Genomic DNA, 15,429 nt, shown 5'->3' with positions numbered 1-15,429 from the left:
AACGTAGCCGTGTGGCCGGGCCTGCGCGCCCCAACCCCTCCGGCTCGAACGCATTTTCGACATCGAGCTCCCGAGCGGCACCTTGAACGGCACCGTCACGGAAAGTTATCCACGGAAGTTATCCACAGGCTGTTGATAACACTAATCAGACTGTGGGCAACCATGCGCGGCACCGCGGCGCACTTCACCGGATATCCCCGCACTCCCCCCACCACGCCTGCGGCACTCCCCATTTGCAGTCGGCCGAATCGCGCTCCGATCACCCGTCGGTAAGCTGACGGCATGACAGGACAAGTACGCACCGTCGACGGCCGCGTGGCCGGTCGACGCGGACAGGCGACGCGGCAGAAGCTGCTCGACTGCCTCAGCGAGATGCTCAGCTCCTCGCCGTACCGGGACGTCAAAGTCATCGACGTCGCCCGGAAGGCGGGGACTTCACCCGCGACCTTCTATCAGTACTTCCCCGACGTCGAGGGCGCCGTCCTCGAGATCGCCGAAGAAATGGCCAAGGAGGGTGCCGGCCTGACCGAACTGGTCGCCGGGCGCTCCTGGGTCGGCAAGTCGGGCTGGCAGACCGCCGAAGAACTGGTCGAGGGCTTCCTCGACTTCTGGCGGCGCAACGACGCGATCCTGCGCGTGGTCGACCTCGGCGCGGCCGAGGGCGACAAGCGGTTCTACAAGATCCGTATGAAGATCCTCAACTCCGTCACCAACTCCCTTACGGATTCGGTGAAGGAGCTGCAGGCCAAGGGCAAGGTGGACAAGGACGTCAGCCCGGCGGCGATGGCCGGCTCCCTGGTGGCGATGCTGGCCGCGGTCGCCTCGCACCAGAAGGGCTTCACCACCTGGGGCGTGAAGCAGGCCGAACTCAGGCCGAACCTCGCACTGTTGGTACATCTGGGCATCACCGGCAAGAAGCCGACGAAGTAGCGCCCGCGCCGGATTCCCGTACTGGGTGACGCGCGGTGATCCCGGGCGCCCCAGGTCCTGTCTCACCGACGGCGGACCACGCATGTGGTCCGCCGTCGGCGTACCCGGACACAGTCGTGGGTGCGCACCCCGCTCACTCCGTGCCGTCGCGCCGCTCCAGCCGGAACAGCCGGATCTCCCGGTCGATCCGCGCCTGGTACGCCGCGTAGGGCGGCCAGAACCTCAGCGCCGCCTCCCACACGACCGCCCGTTCGGCGCCCTCCAGCAGCCGGGCCCGTACCGGGATGTCGCGGCCCTTCCAGCTGATGGCGGCCGCCTCCGGATGTGCCAGCAGATTCGCGGTCCAGGCCGGATGCCCCGTACGGCCGAAGTTGCTGCCGACCAGTATCCAGCCGCCCGCGTCACCCTCCCCGCCCTCCGGCATACAGGCCAGTGGGGTGGTCCGGAGCTGACCGCTGCGCGCCCCCGGCACCGTCAGGATCACCCCCGGCAGCATCTGCGCGCTGAGCAGCACCCGGCCGCGGGTGAGCCGGTGGACGGTGCGGTCCATGGCCGGTACGAGATGGGGCGCGATCCGCGCGAAGGTGCGGGTGGCGGAGACCTTCTGGACGAGGCGGACGCCGGGCGCCATCAGACCGCCACCCGTTCGGCCGGTCCCTGCCCGGCCGGTCCCTGCCCCGACTGTCCCTGCCCGGTCGGTCCCGCCCCGCCCCGGCCTTCCGGCCCGAAGAGTCCGGCCTGCTCGGCCGCGTGGTCGCGGAGCCGGTGGACGGGACCCAGGAGCAGCTCGTCGGCGGCGGCCCGCTCGGAGTACGGCTGTGCGTCCCGCTCCCAGCCGAGGCCGGTGCCCCCGTGCAGCTGCACGGCCTCGGCCGTGGTGACCCGCAGGACTTCGAGCGCCTGGGCGAGGGCGAGCCCGCCGGCCTCCTGGTCCCAGGCCGCGTAGTACGCCGCCGAGCGGGCCGACCGCACCCGTACGTAGAGATCCGCCAGGCGGTGCTTCGCGGCCTGGAAGGAGCCGGCTGCGCGGCTGAACCGCTCACGTTCCCCGACGTGGGCGACCGTCCTCTCCAACGCGGTCGCCGCCGCCCCCACCGCCTCGGCGGCGAGCGCCGCGGCTGCCGTGCGGCCGGCCACGGCGAGGGCCGCCGTGACGTCCACGGTGGCATCGGCGCCGAGGAGCTCGGCCTCGGTGTCGCGCAGCTGGATGCGGGCGAGCGGCCGGGTCCTGTCGAGCGAGGGCTGGCGGGTGCGGACGAGTCCGGCGGGCGGTTGCGGCCCGTCCGTCCGGACCAGGAACAGCAGGGTGCGGCTGCGCGGGAAGCCGCCTGCGTGCGCGGCCACCAGGAGCAGTCCGGCCCGGTGCCCGTCCAGCACCTGGACCGCCTCCCCGTACAGCCGCCACGCCCCGCCGTCACCGGCCTGCCGGGCCTGTACGCCGCCCGCCCGGCCACCGCCCGCCCAGCTGCCGCCGGTCAGGTCGCCGGTGAGGCCGAGGGCGGTGGGGAGCGAGCCGCCGGGGACGGCCAGCGCCGCGGTGAGCCCGCCCGCCGCGACGGGTGGCAGCAGGGCGGCGCGCTGCGCCTTCGTGCCGAGGGCGAGGATCAGGGGCGCCGCGAGTACAGCGGTGGCGAGCAGCGGGGACGGCAGCAGCGCGCGGCCCGTCTCCTCGCAGACGACGGCGAGCTCGACGGGGCCGCGGCCGGCGCCTCCGTACTCCTTCGGTAGGGCGAGTCCCGGCAGCCCGGCGTCCTCGGAGAGCCGGCGCCACAGCTCGGCGTCGTAGCCGTCCTGCGTATCCACGGCTTTCCTGACGTCGTCGGGGCCGCTGTGTCTGGCCAGCAGTTCGCGCACGGTGCGGCGGATCTCGTCCTGTTCCGCGGTGAAGGCGGCATCCATCGTCGGACTCCTTCCCCTCGGAGGCCGACGGCCTCCGATCTGACGATCCGTCATGCTAGGGGTGATTCCGCGAGATGCCCAGAGTCGCGCACCGTGACGGGCCTCGCAAGATCCCGGTCGGGCAAGCCGGTTCGCCTCCCCGAATCTGATGTACCGTCAGATTCATGCCCTCTTCCCACCGCAAGGTCGCTGTCGTCGGCATATCCCTCGCCGACTGCGGACGCGTCGACACGGCCACGCCGTACGCCCTGCACGCCCAGGCCGCCCGCCGGGCGCTCGCCGACTCGGGGCTCGACCGGTCGGTCGTCGACGGCTTCGCCTCCGCCGGGCTCGGCACACTCGCCCCGGTCGAGGTCGCCGAATACCTGGGCCTGAAACCCACCTGGGTGGACTCCACCGCGGTCGGCGGTTCGACCTGGGAGGTGATGGCGGCCCACGCGGCGGACGCCATCGCGGCGGGCCACGCCAACGCGGTACTGCTGGTGTACGGGTCGACGGCACGGGCGGACATCAAGGCGGGCCGCCGCACGTCCAACCTCTCCTTCGGGGCCCGCGGACCGCTCCAGTTCGAGGTGCCGTACGGGCACTCGCTGATCGCCAAGTACGCGATGGCCGCCCGCCGCCACATGCACGAGTACGGCACCACCCTGGAGCAGCTGGCCGAGGTGGCGGTGCAGGCACGCGCCAACGCGGCGGCCAACCCGGACGCGATGTTCCGCGACCCGGTGACGGTGGACGAGGTGCTGTCGGGGCCGATGATCGCCGACCCGTTCACCAAGCTGCACTGCTGCATCCGCAGCGACGGCGGCTGCGCGGTGCTGCTGGCGGCCGAGGAGTACGTGCCGGACACGGCGAAGGACCCGGTCTGGATCCTCGGTACCGGCGAACACGTCTCGCACTCCACGATGTCCGAGTGGGACGACTTCACGGTCTCCCCCGCCGCCGTCTCGGGCCGCCTCGCCTTCGAGCGGGCGGGGGTGCGGCCGGCCGACATCGACCTGGCCGAGATCTACGACGCCTTCACCTATATGACGCTGGTGACGCTGGAGGACCTGGGCTTCTGCGCGAAGGGCGAGGGCGGCGCGTTCGTCGAGAAGGGCCGCACGGGACTGTCCGGAGAACTCCCGGTCAACACGGACGGCGGCGGCCTGTCCGCCTGCCACCCCGGGATGCGCGGACTGTTCCTGCTGGTGGAGGCGGTACGCCAGCTGCGCGGCGAGGCCGGGGAACGCCAGGTGCGCAGGGCGGGGGGCCGGCTGCCGGAGCTGGCGGTGGCGTCGGGGACGGGCGGCTGGTTCTGCTCGTCGGGGACGGTGGTGCTGGGGCGGGGGTGAGGGGGCGGGGGTGAGGGGGCGGGGCGGCGTGACCGCGTATTCCGGCGGCGACGGCCGCCTCAGACGGCGACGACGGTGAGAGCGCCCTCCAGCCCCTTGAAGTCGTCCGCGTTCCGAGTGAAGAGCGGCAACCCCCTGACCGAGGCGATGGAGGCGATCATCAGGTCCATGCGCCGGGGGCGGGGGTTGCGGCCTGCGGCGATGACAAGGGACACCAGACTCCCGTATCGGGCAACGGCATCCCCGTCGAAGGGCAGCGGTTCGAAGTCGGCCACGGCAGCGCCCAGCTTCTCCATCCGCGCCGCCCTCCCGGCCGGGTCCCCGGCCATCGCCACACCTTGCTGCAGCTCGGCCATGGTCACGGCAGTGAGCGCCGGAAAGGCAGGGAGATCCTCGGCACTCAGCAGATCGAGGTCGATGTACGTGCAGGTGTCGAGCACGCCCACACGGTAGCGCTCAGCCACGCGTACGCTCCCACGGGTCGTCGTCCCCGGCCCGGTCCTCGCCGCCGAAGAGCTCGTCCGCCTCCTGACGCATCAGCGCACCGTCCACGCGGGGAAGCCGCCGGTGCCGGGCCACCAGCTCCTCGGCGCCGAGCCTCCGCTTCCGCGTGAGCGGCCGGAGCTCCGCGACCTCTATCCCGTTACGGGTGATGTGGAAGATCTCGCCCTCCTCCACAGCGTTCATGACATCCGCGGACCGGTTCCGGAACTCGCGCTGCGTGATGGTCTTCATCTCTTCAGCGTAGCGCCTCGTGTCTCATCGTGCTACACCGTTCGCCACCGGCCCATGAGGTGCAATGGCCGCATGACCGATGCATCCGCTTCCCCCGCGCAGCGCGCCTTCCGTGACCTGCTCCACGCCCAGCGTGTGTGGGACATCGAGCTGCCCGCCTTCGATCCGGCCGCCGCGCCGCAGACCCCGCTCCCCCTCTTCCACTCCTGGTTCGCCGAGGCGGTCGCCGCCGGGCAGGCCGAGCCGCACACCATGACCCTGGCCACGGCCGACGCTCAGGGGCTGCCCGATGTCCGGACGCTGATGCTGCACGACGCGGACGAGCGCGGCTGGCACTTCGCCACGCACTCCGGCAGCGCGAAGGGCCGCCAGCTCACCGGGCGTCCGCACGGCGCGCTCGGCTTCTACTGGCCCGCGCAGGGGCGGCAGGTACGGGTACGGGGGCCGGTCACCGCGTGCTCGGCCGCCGAGAGCCTGGCCGATCTGCACGCCCGCTCCACCGGGGCGCTGGCCTCCGCGCTGGTGGGGCGGCAGAGCGAGGTGCTGGGCTCGACGGGAGAGCTCGACCGGGCCTCGGACGCCGCCTGGCAGCGGGCCCGGCAGGAACCGGACGCGCAGGCGCCGAGCTGGACGCGGTACGTCGTCGAGCCGCGCGAGATCGAGTTCTTCCAGGGCGACGCCCGGCGGCGGCACATCCGGCTGCGGTACCGCCGGGGCGCCGGGGACGAAGGGGCCGCCGGGGCCTGGGAGCGGGAGCTGCTCTGGCCCTGAGCGGCCGGCGGCGCCCTCTGCCCCGCCCGGATAGGGGGCGGGGCAGAGGCGCGGGCCCGCGCCGGGCGGGGCAGGGCGCGGGACCGCGATCACCGGGGCACTCCCCCGGCGGACCGCTCAGTTCACGGTGATCGCCTGCACCGGGCAGGCACGGGCCGCCACACCGACCATCGGGCCGCCGACGGCATCACCGGATTCGGGCAGCAGTTCACTGAACCCGTCGTCGTCCTGGGTGAATACCTCCGGCGCGGCAAGCGCACACTGCCCCGCGCCGATACACACGTCCTTGTCGATATCGATCCGCATCTCAGCAAGACCTCTTTCCCGATTTCCCTGGTCGATTTTCCGTCACCACGTCACGGGCAGTTCCAGGAGCCCCTGGATCGTGTCCCCCGGTTTGAACGGGACTTCCTCGGCGGGCACCGCAAGCCGCAGACCGGGAAGCCGGTCGAAGAGAGCGGGCAGCGCGATCTCCAATTCGGCCCGGGCCAGATTCTGGCCGAGGCACTGATGGATTCCGAACCCGAAAGCGACGTGATTGCGCGCGCTGCGGCCGAGGTCCAGCTCGTCCGGCGCCGGGTACACGGCCTCGTCCCGGTTGATCACCGCCGTGGACAGCACGACGCCGTCTCCCGCCCGGACAGTCACCCCGCCGACCTCGATGTCCTCGACGGCCACCCGCGAGAGACCGTCCGCGATGGACAGGAAGCGCAGCAGCTCCTCCACCGCGGCGGGCATCCCGCTGCCGGAGTCCCCGCCGGCCTCGCGGAGCACGGCCAGCTGCTCCGGATGCTGGAGAAGGGTGAAGGTGCCGAGCGAGATCATGTTCGCGGTCGTCTCATGGCCCGCCACGAGCAGGATCTCGGCCAGCCGCACCAGCTCCTCGACGTCCGTCGCACCGGTCTCCAGCTGCTTGGCGATCAGCTCGTCGAGCAGCCCGTCCCCGGGGTCGCGCCGCTTCTGCCCGATCAGTACCCGGAAGTACGCGTCGAGCTCGTCGCGCGCCGCCTCGACGTCGGAGGCCTCCGGGCCGCGCAGCAGCTTGCGCGACTGCGCCTCGAAGAACTCGTGGTCCGTGTACGGCACCCCGAGCAGCGCGCAGATGACCATGGAGGGCACCGGCAGCGCGAAGGCGTTGACCAGATCCGCCGGCGGCCCCTGCTCGACCATCGCGTCGAGCAGGCTGTCCACGGTCGCCCGGATCTGCGGGCGCAGGGCCACCGTCCGCTTGACCGTGAAGCTCGGGATCAGCATCCGGCGCTGCGTGTTGTGCTCCGGATCGTCGACGCCGATCAGCTCCACCCGCCGCTGGGTGATCTCGGCCTGCCGCCGGGCGAAGAACGGGAACGCGGGGTTCTCCCGGTCCGACGAAAGCCTCGGATCCACCAGCAGGGACCGTGCTTCGGCGTGCCCGGTCACCAGCCACGCCGTACGGCCGTTGAAGAACCGGACGGGAGTCACCGGCTGCTGTCCCCGGCTCTCACTCGGATATCCCGTGGGCGGGTGGTAGGGGCAGGTGCGGTTCTGCGGAAAGGTGACGGTCTCGGTCTCTGCCATGGAGGACCTCGCAATGCGATGGGGGCGTCCTGCCGATCACTCACCACTAGATGCCTCAGGCACCTAGATGGGCTAGGCGTTGTTCGGCCAATTCCCCCGGCCGAATCCCGTGCCGCCCCGTACCGCTCTTCCGGACCCTGTTCCGGCCACACGCACCAGCCCCGCCGCCGCGCATATCCAGCGGTTCCGCTCCGCCCTTATCCGATTTCAACAGCACAGGAGCACTATGGGAGACAGATGAGGACTGGACTGGAGGGCACCCATGACCCGAACCCGTAGCCGGTACGCCCCCGACCGCGGCCTGACCACACGCATGGTCACCACCATGTTCCTGATCGGCCTGCTGTACGTGGTCCTGGTCGGCGTCCTGCTCGCCGTGCTGCGTGGAGCCTGGCCGATCATCCTGATCATCACCGGGGGCATGTTCATCGCCCAGTTCTGGTTCAGCGACCGCATCGCGGCCTTCAGCATGGGCGCCCGCGAGGTGACACCCGAGCAGGCGCCGGAACTGCACGGCACCATCGACCGGATCTGCGCCCTCGCCGACATGCCCAAACCGCGGGTCGCGATCGCCGAGAGCGACGTACCGAACGCCTTCGCCACCGGCCGCAGCGAGAAGACCGCCCTCGTCTGCGCCACCACCGGCCTGCTGCGCAGACTGGAGCCCGAGGAGCTGGAGGGCGTCCTCGCCCACGAGATGTCGCACGTCGCGCACCGGGACGTCGCCGTCATGACGATCGCCTCGTTCCTCGGCGTACTCGCGGGCATCATCACCCGGGTGGCGCTCTGGGGCGGCTTCTCCCGCAACAGCCGCAGCAACGACCCCATCGGCATCGCGATCATGCTGATCCCGCTCATCAGCGCGGTGGTCTACGCCCTGAGCTTCCTGCTGACCCGGCTGCTGTCCCGCTACCGCGAGCTCTCCGCCGACCGCACGGCCGCGCTGCTCACCGGCCGCCCGTCCGCCCTCGCCTCGGCCCTCACCAAAGTGAGCGGCCAGATGGCCCGGATCCCGACGGAGGACCTGCGGAAGGCGGAGGCGTACAACGCCTTCTACTTCGTCCCGGCCTTCTCCTCCAAGGAGAGCCTGAGCAAGCTGCTCTCCTCGCACCCGACGCTGGAGCAGCGGCTCGACCAGCTGGCCCGCATCTCCGCCGACCTGTCCCGTCCGTAAGCCCTTGAGGCCTTGCCGCCTTGATGTCCGACCCCTTGAGGAGTACGTCCGTGGGCCTGCTCGACACCATCCTGGGCCGCAGCAAGCCGGTCCGCCCCGACCTCGACCAGCTCTTCGCCGTCCCGTCCGCCGCACTGACCCTCCAGGCGGCGACGGGTTTCGTCCCGACCGGTCTCGGCTCGGTGTGCTTCGCGGGTGTGGAGGGCGCCACCTTCTCCCGTATCCAGCAGGACGTGCGGGAGCTGCTCGACGCGGACACCGCACGCGGCGGCATCCCCGTGGAGTTCAGCCGGGACTCCTACGGCTACACCTGGCTGCTCGCCCGGCAGCCCGCCGAGGACAGCGCGGCCCTGGTCAACGACCTGCACGCGGTCAACACCCTGCTCCAGGACGGCGGCTTCGGCCCGCAGCTGCTCTGCTCGCTGATCGGCTTCCGGGACGAGCGGGAACGGCCACTGGCGTTGGTCTACCTCTACAAGCGCGGTACGTTCTACCCCTTCGCCCCGGTCCCGGGCAGCGGCGAGAAGCGCGACAACGAACTCGAACTGCAGGTCCGGGCCGCCCTCGGGGACGACCTCCGGGTGGAGAAGGACCTGGCCCGCTGGTTCCCGGTGTGGGGGGCGCCGGGGCTGTGAGGGCGGGCCCGCGGAAGCGGGCCGGGTGATGTTGGTTAGCCTCCCTCCATGGCCGCCTCCGACGCCCTCGATGCCCTCGACGCCCTCGTCCGCCTGTGCCCGCCGCCCTCCGACCCGCCACCCGCACCGGACTGGGTGCAGGCGGAGTGCGCTCTCGGTACGACGCTGCCTGCCGACTACAAACAGCTGGTCGAGACATACGGGGCCGGCGTCTTCGACGAGACGGTCTGGCTGCTCGTCCCCGGCTCCGCCGACACCGAGTTGGACCTTTGCGCGCAGGCCACGGAACGGATCGAGACCCTCGCCGGCCTGTGGGAGGCCGGCGAGGAGAAGCCCGACGGCTTGCTGGAGACCGGTGCGCGCATCGTGCCGTGGGCGTACGAGGAGGGCTCGGGGGCGTTCCTGTACTGGCTGGCACGGCCGGGTCAGCACCCCGACGAGTGGACCGTGCTCTACAACGAGGGACGGGGCCCGCTCTGGGAGCCCCACGCGACGGGATGCCTCGCCTTTTTGCTGGCGGTGCTCACCGGCACGGCGGAAACGGAGTACTTCGGCTACTTCTACGAGGTGCTGAAGCCCACGGAACACCACTTCGCCACGGCCGGCCGGGTCCGGGGAACCTCCGGGCAGTGACGCGACCGGTCCAGCTCCCGCCGTGTCACAGGCGCGGGGCGACCGGCCCCGACGGGCAGAGGTAGAACAGCTCCGGGTCGCCCTCGTCCAGTCCGTGGAGCAGACCGGCCGGCGTCCATCCCGCTCGCCGCAGCAGGCGCTGCATCGGCTGGTTGGACACGTTCGTCGAGGTGAACAGCTTCGGGGCGGTGCAGGCTGCCGCAGCGTCCGCCAGCAGCCGCGCACCGACGCCCCGGCCACGGGCGGCCGGCGCCACCATCAGCATGGTGACGAAGCCCTGCTCGAAGAACGTGTACTCCACCACGCAGTACCCGAGAGCCCCGGACGCGTCCTCGGCCACGGTCGCGAGGCCCTGCCGACACCACCGGCGGATGTTCTCGCACCGCGCCTCGTCGCCGTCCGCCGCGATCGGATCGATCCGGCTCAGCGCATCGGCATCCGCATCACCGGCGCGCCGCACGGCGAAGTCTCCGGGCTCCACCGAGTCCATGGAGAGCATGCTGTCTGTCCCTCGCCTACGTGCCCTGAGTGCGGGTGAATACGTGGACGCGGCCGATCTGCTTGAAGCCACGGCGGCCGTACCAGGTGCGCGGCCAGTCATCGGGGTCGGCGAGGAGAAAGACCAGGCCGCTGTCCGGCGCGCAGCCGAGGGCCGTGGCGAGAAGCGTGTCCGCGTAGCCCCGGCGGACATGGGTGTCAGCGGTGACTACGTCCTCGATCTGGGCGATCCCCTGGGCCGCGTCGCAGTAGAAGTCGGCCCAGGCGCCGACCGTCCCGTGCTCGTCCCGGACAGCGAGGAATCGAACCTGCTCAGCGCCGCGGAGCCGGGCCGTCCGGCGGTCGGCGAGCTGGCCGACCACGGCGTCCTCCTCCTGCGGCATCCACCGGCGCAGCTGGTTGAACAGAGCGGGGCGCAGCTCGGCGAAAGCGACCGACTGTGCGGGCGGTCCGGCTGCGGGCACGGATACGGGTGCCGCTGCGGAGCCGTAGCGGGCCATGACGAGTTGGCTCACATGGGCGTAGCCGGCTGCGGTGAGGACGGGTGCGCAGTCCGTACCCGTGCTGTCGTCGAGCACGGTGATCTGGCGGTGATCCAGGTGGCCGAGCGCGCTTTCGGCCAGTGCGGGGAGCGCGGCAGGATCCGGCGTTCCGTCGATGACGAGCTGGTTGTGTTCGTACGACGCCGCGTACTCCTCGTCCAGGACCACCGCGCCGCCGGGAACCTCGGTCACGACCGCGGCCTGACGTCGGGCGAAGGACAGGCGAAAGGCCACGATGCGCTGAAGATCCGCTACAGCCATGCGGGCAGTCTATGGAGCAACACCGCCCGACGCGACCGCATTTGCCTCCACCCGGCCGGTCCCGGGCACGCCGGGCGGACGTCCGCCCCGCGCCCGGCTCGAAGTCGTGGGGGCTGCGGCGGCAATCCGGTCAGGGGCCCCGTCGCACGGCGCGCAGACCGTGCGGAGAAACCCGTCCGCCCCCCTGGCGCAGAATTTCTACCACGTGTTAAGTATTTGTGATCGCTCACCGAGGGCCGTGCGGCCGGCACGCCGCCGACGAAGGGAACGAGAGTGGAGAGCATCACCAAGAACAGGCAGTCTCCCGAGGTGCTGCGCGCCATGATCGAGCGCGCCTACGGAGCCGGGCAGGTCCCGGCCGGGGACGGGTGGGCGAGTGAACTGGGGCACGGCTGGTTCAACGTCGCCTACCGCATCCGCCTGCGCGACGGCGCCGAGGTCGTCCTGAAGATCGCCCCGCCGCCCGCGGTGGAGGTGATGACCTACGAGCACGGCGCCATGTCGATCGAACTGGCCACGCTGGACCTGCTGAGGACACGTACCACCGTGCCCGTCCCCGCCGTCCACTTCGCCGACCGGAGTCGCGAACTGTGCGACGCCGACTACTTCTTCATGCCGTACATCGACGCCGACAACCTCGGCATCATCGCCGAGACGCTGCCCGCGACCGAGCGGGATGCCCTGATGGAGCAGCTCGGCGCGGCCAACCGGGAGATCAACTCCGTCCGCGGTGAGCGCTTCGGCCCGCTGGCCGGGCCCGGCCATGCCACCTGGCGGCAGGCGTTCACCACCATGACCGAGAACGTGCTCGTCGACGGCGAGCGTCGCGGCGTCGACATCGGCTGGGAGTACGACACCGTGCGCGCGGCCGTGGCCGCACACGCCGACAGCCTCGACGAGGTCACCGAAGCCCGCCTGGTGGAGTGGGACCTGTGGGCAAGCAACGTCATGGTCCGCGACGGCAGGATCGTCTGCGTCATCGATCACGAACGCGCCTTCTACGGCGACCCCTTGATGGAGGCCGGTTTCACCGGCACTCAGATGCCCGCCGCCTTCGGCGACCCGGCACCCTTCATGCGCGGCTACGGTCACGGCGAGCTGACCGGGACCGAGCAGACACGCCGCCGCCTCTACTGCCTCTACCTGGTACTGATCATGGTCATCGAAACCGTGTACCGCGGGCACACCGACACCAAGCAGTACGACTGGGCCCGCCCCCGCCTCGACGAGGCCATGGCACTGCTCGGCCGCACCCGCAAGTGACCTCCTCGCAGGCACCGGGGGCCGTCACGGACCACACGACCCGGCTCGGCACCGAGCCGGTGGGCCGGCTGCTGTGGCACGCCTGCACCCAGACCACCGCCGCGGTCGGCGTGTACGGCGTCTACGCCCTCACCAACGCCTGGTTCGTCGGCCGGGGCGTGGGCGACACCGCCATGGCCGCGGTCAACCTGGTCGCCCCGCTCCTGCTGCTCCTCGGCGCGGTGTCCACCACCGTCGGCGCGGGCGGCGCCTCCCTGATCTCCCGCGCCCTGGGCACGGGAGACCACCGGGCCGCCGCCCGCGCGGCGGGCAACTCCTTCGCCCTGTTCTGGGCCTGCGCCGCAGCCACCACCGCACTCGGCCTGGCCTTCCTGGACCCGCTGCTCACCCTGCTCGGCGCCACCGGCGAACTGGGCGCGACCGCCCGCCCCTACGCCGTGGTGCTGCTGTGCGGGGCCCTGGTGTCCACCGGCTTCTCCAGCCTGGTGCGGGCCGAGGGCCGCATGGGGTTCTCGACCCTGCTGTGGCTCGTGCCCGTCGCCGTACAGATCACCCTGGACCCGCTGCTCATCTTCGGATTCGACATGGGGGTACGGGGCGCCGCGCTCGGCACCGTCGGCGGCCAGGCCGTGTCCGCGGCGATGAGCCTCTGGTTCTTCTTCGTACAGAGGCGCCGCCCCTACCGCATCGCCGCACGGGACCTGCTGCCCCACGGCCCGACGCTGCGAGCACTGCTGGGCGTCGGCCTGCCCTCGTTCCTGGCCGGTACCGGTGTCACACTCCTGGCCGTCCTCGTCAACGCCACCCTCACGGCCGCAGGCTCGGCCACCGCACTCGCGGCCTACGCCGTGTGCGCCCGGCTCCAGACCTTCGTGATGATGCCGCACACCGGCATCAGCCAGGGACTGCAGCCCATCGTCGGCTACAACACCGGCCGCGGCCTGCCCGACCGTGCGCTCAAGGCCCGCACCTACTCGCTTCTCGCGTCCGTGCTGTACGGCCTGATCACCGCCGCCGCCCTCGCCGCACTGGCCCGACCCCTGGCCGGCCTCTTCCTCAACGACGCCGACACCATCAACACCGCCGGACAGGCACTGCCGGTCATCGCGATCGGGCTCACCGTCGCCGGAATCGGCCCCCTGGTAGCGGCCTACGCCCAGTCGCTGGGCCGCCCGGCACCCGCGTACCTCATCTCCATCGGCAGCCTGCTCCTGATCAAGGTCCCCCTGATCGCCACCCTCGGCCGACTCGGCACCACAGGTGTCTGGACCGCCCTGGCCGCGGGCGAGGTGGCCACAGCGGCTGTCGCCCTCCTGCTGCTGCGACGCCTCCGCGGAGCTACGTCGAAGGGCCTCCGGGGAGCTACGTCAAAGGCTCCCTGAGGAGCTGCTCCAGGTGGGCACGGAGCACCCCGGCCATGTCCACCTCATCCGGACTCGTCAGCCACTGCACCTGCAACCCGTCCATCAGCGCCACGAACCCGGCCGCCGCCACCCGGGGATCGACCCCGTCCCGCAACGCCCCCTGCTCCGCCAGCTCCCGCAACGCACGGTGCACATACTCGCGCGTCGTCCCGTAGTGATCCGTGAAGTACTGGTGCGCGGGATGGTCCTCGGCGATCGCCTCCGCCGCGAGACGCACGTACAACTCCACGATCCCCGGATGCCGGGCATTGTGATCGGCCAGATCCACCAGATGCCGCACCGCCGCCGTGGGCGCGTACTCCTTCGGTCCGAGCCGTGCGGTGTCCTCCTCGTCGCGGCGCTCCAGCACTGCCGCCAGCAGCGCTTCGCGACTGGGGAAGTAGTAGTGGAGGCCCACGTGGCTGAGGCCGGCGCGCTTGGCGATCTCCCGCAGGGAGGCGCCGTGATAGCCGACGTCCGCGTAGACCTCGGCAGCCGTCGTCACGATCTGCTCACGGCGCGCCCGCCCTTTCGCATACCCACGCGAAGAGGCAGGCACCTTGGCTTCCGCATCAGACATACCGCCATCATCGCAGCGGCGGTGATCGGAGGCCGTGCGCCCGCGTGCCTCGGCGCCCTACCGGCTCGACGTGTCAGCCGTTCGCCGCGTGCCCCAGGAACGCGGTCCAGGCGGCGGGGGCGACCGCGAAGGTCGGGCCGTCGGTGACCTTGGAGTCGCGGACGTGGACGGTGTGCGGGCAGGTGGCGACCTCGACGCAGGCGCCGCCCTCGTTGTTGCTGTAACTGGACTTGCGCCAGTCGTAGGCGACTTCGATGCAGGCCCCGCCCTCGTTGCCGCTGTAGCTGGACTTGAACCAGGTCAGTACGGGCCTGTGGCTCACAGTTGCCTCACCTTCGTCTCGATGACCTCAGCGGACCTCCAGGGGTTGAGCGCCTGAGCCCGCAGGATGCCGAAGAGGTCGAACAGATCGCCCACCTGCTCCGGCTTCGAGATCAACCTATCGCCGCCCTGACCCTCCACGTACAGCAGAGTGCGGCCTTCCGCCGTGGACATCAGCTGCATGGGCCCCATCATCCCCGCATGCGTATGCTGCGCCGACGGCATCACCTGCACCGTCAGGTGGTTGAACCGCTCCACACAGTCGAGTACGTGCCGCAGTTGCTCCTTCAGTACCTCGGGCCCGCCGAGCGTCCGGTCCAGGACCGATTCCTCGATGACGTACCCGATACGCGGCGGAGGCGTGCGCGCCAGCACCGCTTGCCGTTCCAGCCTCGCTTCGACGTGCCGGACGATCTCGGCCTCGGAGTACGCCGGTACGCGTGACCGGTGCAGCGCGTACGCGTACGCCTCCGTCTGGAGCAGGCCGGGGATCAGCATCGTCTCGTACGCGCTGATGACCCGCGCGGTTCGCTCCAGCTTTGCCCAGTCCAGGAACTTCGGCGAGTACTTCTCCTCGTCCACCAACTCGCAGCACGCCCTCAGCGCCCCGCCCGCTCCGAACACCTCATCGGCATCGATCAGCAGGTCGCGCGAGGGGATGCGTTCCGCCCGTTCGACCGCCCCCATCAGCGACTCCGAGATCAGCAGCCGTTCCGCCGCTTCCTTCTGCGTCAGTCCCGCCCGCACCCGGTGGATGCGGATCAGCTCCCCCACCAGCCGCCGCCCGTGCGTGGTCTCGCTACTCGTCCCCACAGCCGCCACCGCCGTTCCCCACACCTCACCGATGTGGACCGTGTCCTCCTGGTCACGCTACGCAACCGCCGGAATGCTCG

Annotated in this window: 19 protein-coding genes; 8 read left to right on the top strand and 11 right to left on the bottom strand. The window is 71.1% G+C overall.

All coding sequences use genetic code 11. From position 1 onward, the window contains the following. Positions 1–282: 282 nt before the first annotated feature. Positions 283–930, top strand: coding sequence for a TetR family transcriptional regulator (locus ACFVW8_RS15240; protein ID WP_389689960.1), 648 nt, complete (start codon positions 283–285; stop codon positions 928–930). A 133-nt stretch (positions 931–1,063) separates the two neighbouring features. Here the strand turns inward: ACFVW8_RS15240 and ACFVW8_RS15235 are convergent, their stop codons facing one another. Next, positions 1,064–1,561 (bottom strand): nitroreductase family deazaflavin-dependent oxidoreductase, encoded by a 498-nt coding sequence (locus ACFVW8_RS15235; RefSeq protein ID WP_389689958.1) that lies wholly within the window; start codon positions 1,559–1,561, stop codon positions 1,064–1,066. Next, positions 1,561–2,829: an acyl-CoA dehydrogenase family protein gene (locus ACFVW8_RS15230; protein WP_389689956.1), complete on the bottom strand. Its 1,269-nt coding sequence runs from the start codon at positions 2,827–2,829 to the stop codon at positions 1,561–1,563. The genes ACFVW8_RS15235 and ACFVW8_RS15230 overlap by 1 nt, the downstream gene beginning before the upstream one ends. Positions 2,830–2,993: 164 nt before the next feature. Here ACFVW8_RS15230 and ACFVW8_RS15225 point away from each other — a divergent pair, with 164 nt between their 5' ends. After that, a complete protein-coding gene (locus ACFVW8_RS15225; protein WP_389689954.1) occupies positions 2,994–4,163 on the top strand; it encodes an acetyl-CoA acetyltransferase in 1,170 nt (389 codons plus the stop codon). Between the two features lie 59 nt (positions 4,164–4,222). Here ACFVW8_RS15225 and ACFVW8_RS15220 read toward each other — a convergent pair whose 3' ends face one another. Together ACFVW8_RS15220 and ACFVW8_RS15215 are read right to left on the bottom strand one after the other, a co-directional pair. After that, entirely contained in the window at positions 4,223–4,627 is a 405-nt protein-coding gene (locus ACFVW8_RS15220) for a type II toxin-antitoxin system VapC family toxin (RefSeq protein ID WP_389689952.1), read from the bottom strand. Beyond that, positions 4,620–4,898, bottom strand: coding sequence for a type II toxin-antitoxin system Phd/YefM family antitoxin (locus ACFVW8_RS15215; RefSeq protein WP_389689950.1), 279 nt, complete (start codon positions 4,896–4,898; stop codon positions 4,620–4,622). The genes ACFVW8_RS15220 and ACFVW8_RS15215 overlap by 8 nt, the downstream gene beginning before the upstream one ends. A gap of 72 nt (positions 4,899–4,970) precedes the next feature. Here ACFVW8_RS15215 and ACFVW8_RS15210 point away from each other — a divergent pair, with 72 nt between their 5' ends. Next, positions 4,971–5,669, top strand: a complete 699-nt coding sequence (locus ACFVW8_RS15210) for a pyridoxal 5'-phosphate synthase (RefSeq protein WP_389689948.1) — start codon at positions 4,971–4,973, stop codon at positions 5,667–5,669. A 117-nt stretch (positions 5,670–5,786) separates the two neighbouring features. Here the strand turns inward: ACFVW8_RS15210 and ACFVW8_RS15205 are convergent, their stop codons facing one another. Both ACFVW8_RS15205 and ACFVW8_RS15200 read right to left on the bottom strand, forming a co-directional pair. Then, positions 5,787–5,975, bottom strand: coding sequence for a ferredoxin (locus ACFVW8_RS15205; protein WP_389689946.1), 189 nt, complete (start codon positions 5,973–5,975; stop codon positions 5,787–5,789). Between the two features lie 42 nt (positions 5,976–6,017). After that, entirely contained in the window at positions 6,018–7,226 is a 1,209-nt protein-coding gene (locus ACFVW8_RS15200; protein ID WP_389689944.1) for a cytochrome P450, read from the bottom strand. Between the two features lie 262 nt (positions 7,227–7,488). Between ACFVW8_RS15200 and htpX the strand changes: the two genes are divergently transcribed. From htpX to ACFVW8_RS15185, 3 genes are read left to right on the top strand one after another with little or no spacing between them, the layout of a single operon-like run. Next, positions 7,489–8,400 carry a zinc metalloprotease HtpX gene (gene htpX / locus ACFVW8_RS15195; protein ID WP_389689942.1) on the top strand — a complete coding sequence of 304 codons (912 nt, stop codon included), beginning with the start codon at positions 7,489–7,491 and terminating at the stop codon, positions 8,398–8,400. Positions 8,401–8,450: 50 nt separating this feature from the next. Beyond that, complete coding sequence (locus tag ACFVW8_RS15190; RefSeq protein ID WP_389689940.1) at positions 8,451–9,035, top strand: hypothetical protein; 585 nt, start codon at positions 8,451–8,453, stop codon at positions 9,033–9,035. Between the two features lie 48 nt (positions 9,036–9,083). After that, positions 9,084–9,668, top strand: a complete 585-nt coding sequence (locus ACFVW8_RS15185; protein ID WP_389689938.1) for a hypothetical protein — start codon at positions 9,084–9,086, stop codon at positions 9,666–9,668. A gap of 25 nt (positions 9,669–9,693) precedes the next feature. Here ACFVW8_RS15185 and ACFVW8_RS15180 read toward each other — a convergent pair whose 3' ends face one another. After that, the gene (locus tag ACFVW8_RS15180) at positions 9,694–10,167 is read right to left on the bottom strand and encodes a GNAT family N-acetyltransferase (protein ID WP_389689936.1); all 474 of its coding nucleotides are present in this window, start codon (positions 10,165–10,167) and stop codon (positions 9,694–9,696) included. Between the two features lie 16 nt (positions 10,168–10,183). Then, a complete protein-coding gene (locus ACFVW8_RS15175) occupies positions 10,184–10,969 on the bottom strand; it encodes an N-acetyltransferase (protein WP_389689934.1) in 786 nt (261 codons plus the stop codon). A 273-nt stretch (positions 10,970–11,242) separates the two neighbouring features. Here ACFVW8_RS15175 and ACFVW8_RS15170 point away from each other — a divergent pair, with 273 nt between their 5' ends. Further along, positions 11,243–12,232 carry a phosphotransferase family protein gene (locus ACFVW8_RS15170; protein WP_389689932.1) on the top strand — a complete coding sequence of 330 codons (990 nt, stop codon included), beginning with the start codon at positions 11,243–11,245 and terminating at the stop codon, positions 12,230–12,232. Beyond that, complete coding sequence (locus ACFVW8_RS15165) at positions 12,229–13,614, top strand: MATE family efflux transporter (protein ID WP_389689930.1); 1,386 nt, start codon at positions 12,229–12,231, stop codon at positions 13,612–13,614. Before ACFVW8_RS15170 ends, ACFVW8_RS15165 begins: the two co-directional genes overlap by 4 nt. On the opposite strand, the gene ACFVW8_RS15160 is transcribed toward ACFVW8_RS15165, so the two are convergent. The 3 genes from ACFVW8_RS15160 to ACFVW8_RS15150 form a co-directional block, all read right to left on the bottom strand. Then, the gene (locus tag ACFVW8_RS15160; RefSeq protein ID WP_389689928.1) at positions 13,595–14,215 is read right to left on the bottom strand and encodes a TetR/AcrR family transcriptional regulator; all 621 of its coding nucleotides are present in this window, start codon (positions 14,213–14,215) and stop codon (positions 13,595–13,597) included. The two genes, ACFVW8_RS15165 and ACFVW8_RS15160, sit on opposite strands and share 20 nt — an antisense overlap. 73 nt (positions 14,216–14,288) lie before the next feature. Beyond that, the gene (locus tag ACFVW8_RS15155) at positions 14,289–14,537 is read right to left on the bottom strand and encodes a DUF397 domain-containing protein (protein ID WP_389689926.1); all 249 of its coding nucleotides are present in this window, start codon (positions 14,535–14,537) and stop codon (positions 14,289–14,291) included. After that, positions 14,534–15,349, bottom strand: a complete 816-nt coding sequence (locus ACFVW8_RS15150) for a Scr1 family TA system antitoxin-like transcriptional regulator (RefSeq protein WP_389689924.1) — start codon at positions 15,347–15,349, stop codon at positions 14,534–14,536. Before ACFVW8_RS15150 ends, ACFVW8_RS15155 begins: the two co-directional genes overlap by 4 nt. Between the last annotated feature and the right edge of the window lie 80 nt (positions 15,350–15,429).

Source organism: Streptomyces sp. NPDC058221 (genome assembly GCF_042882365.1).
Classification (GTDB): domain Bacteria; phylum Actinomycetota; class Actinomycetes; order Streptomycetales; family Streptomycetaceae; genus Streptomyces.
Note: the sequence above shows the minus strand (reverse complement) of the source record. Positions and strands in the feature narration are given on the sequence as shown.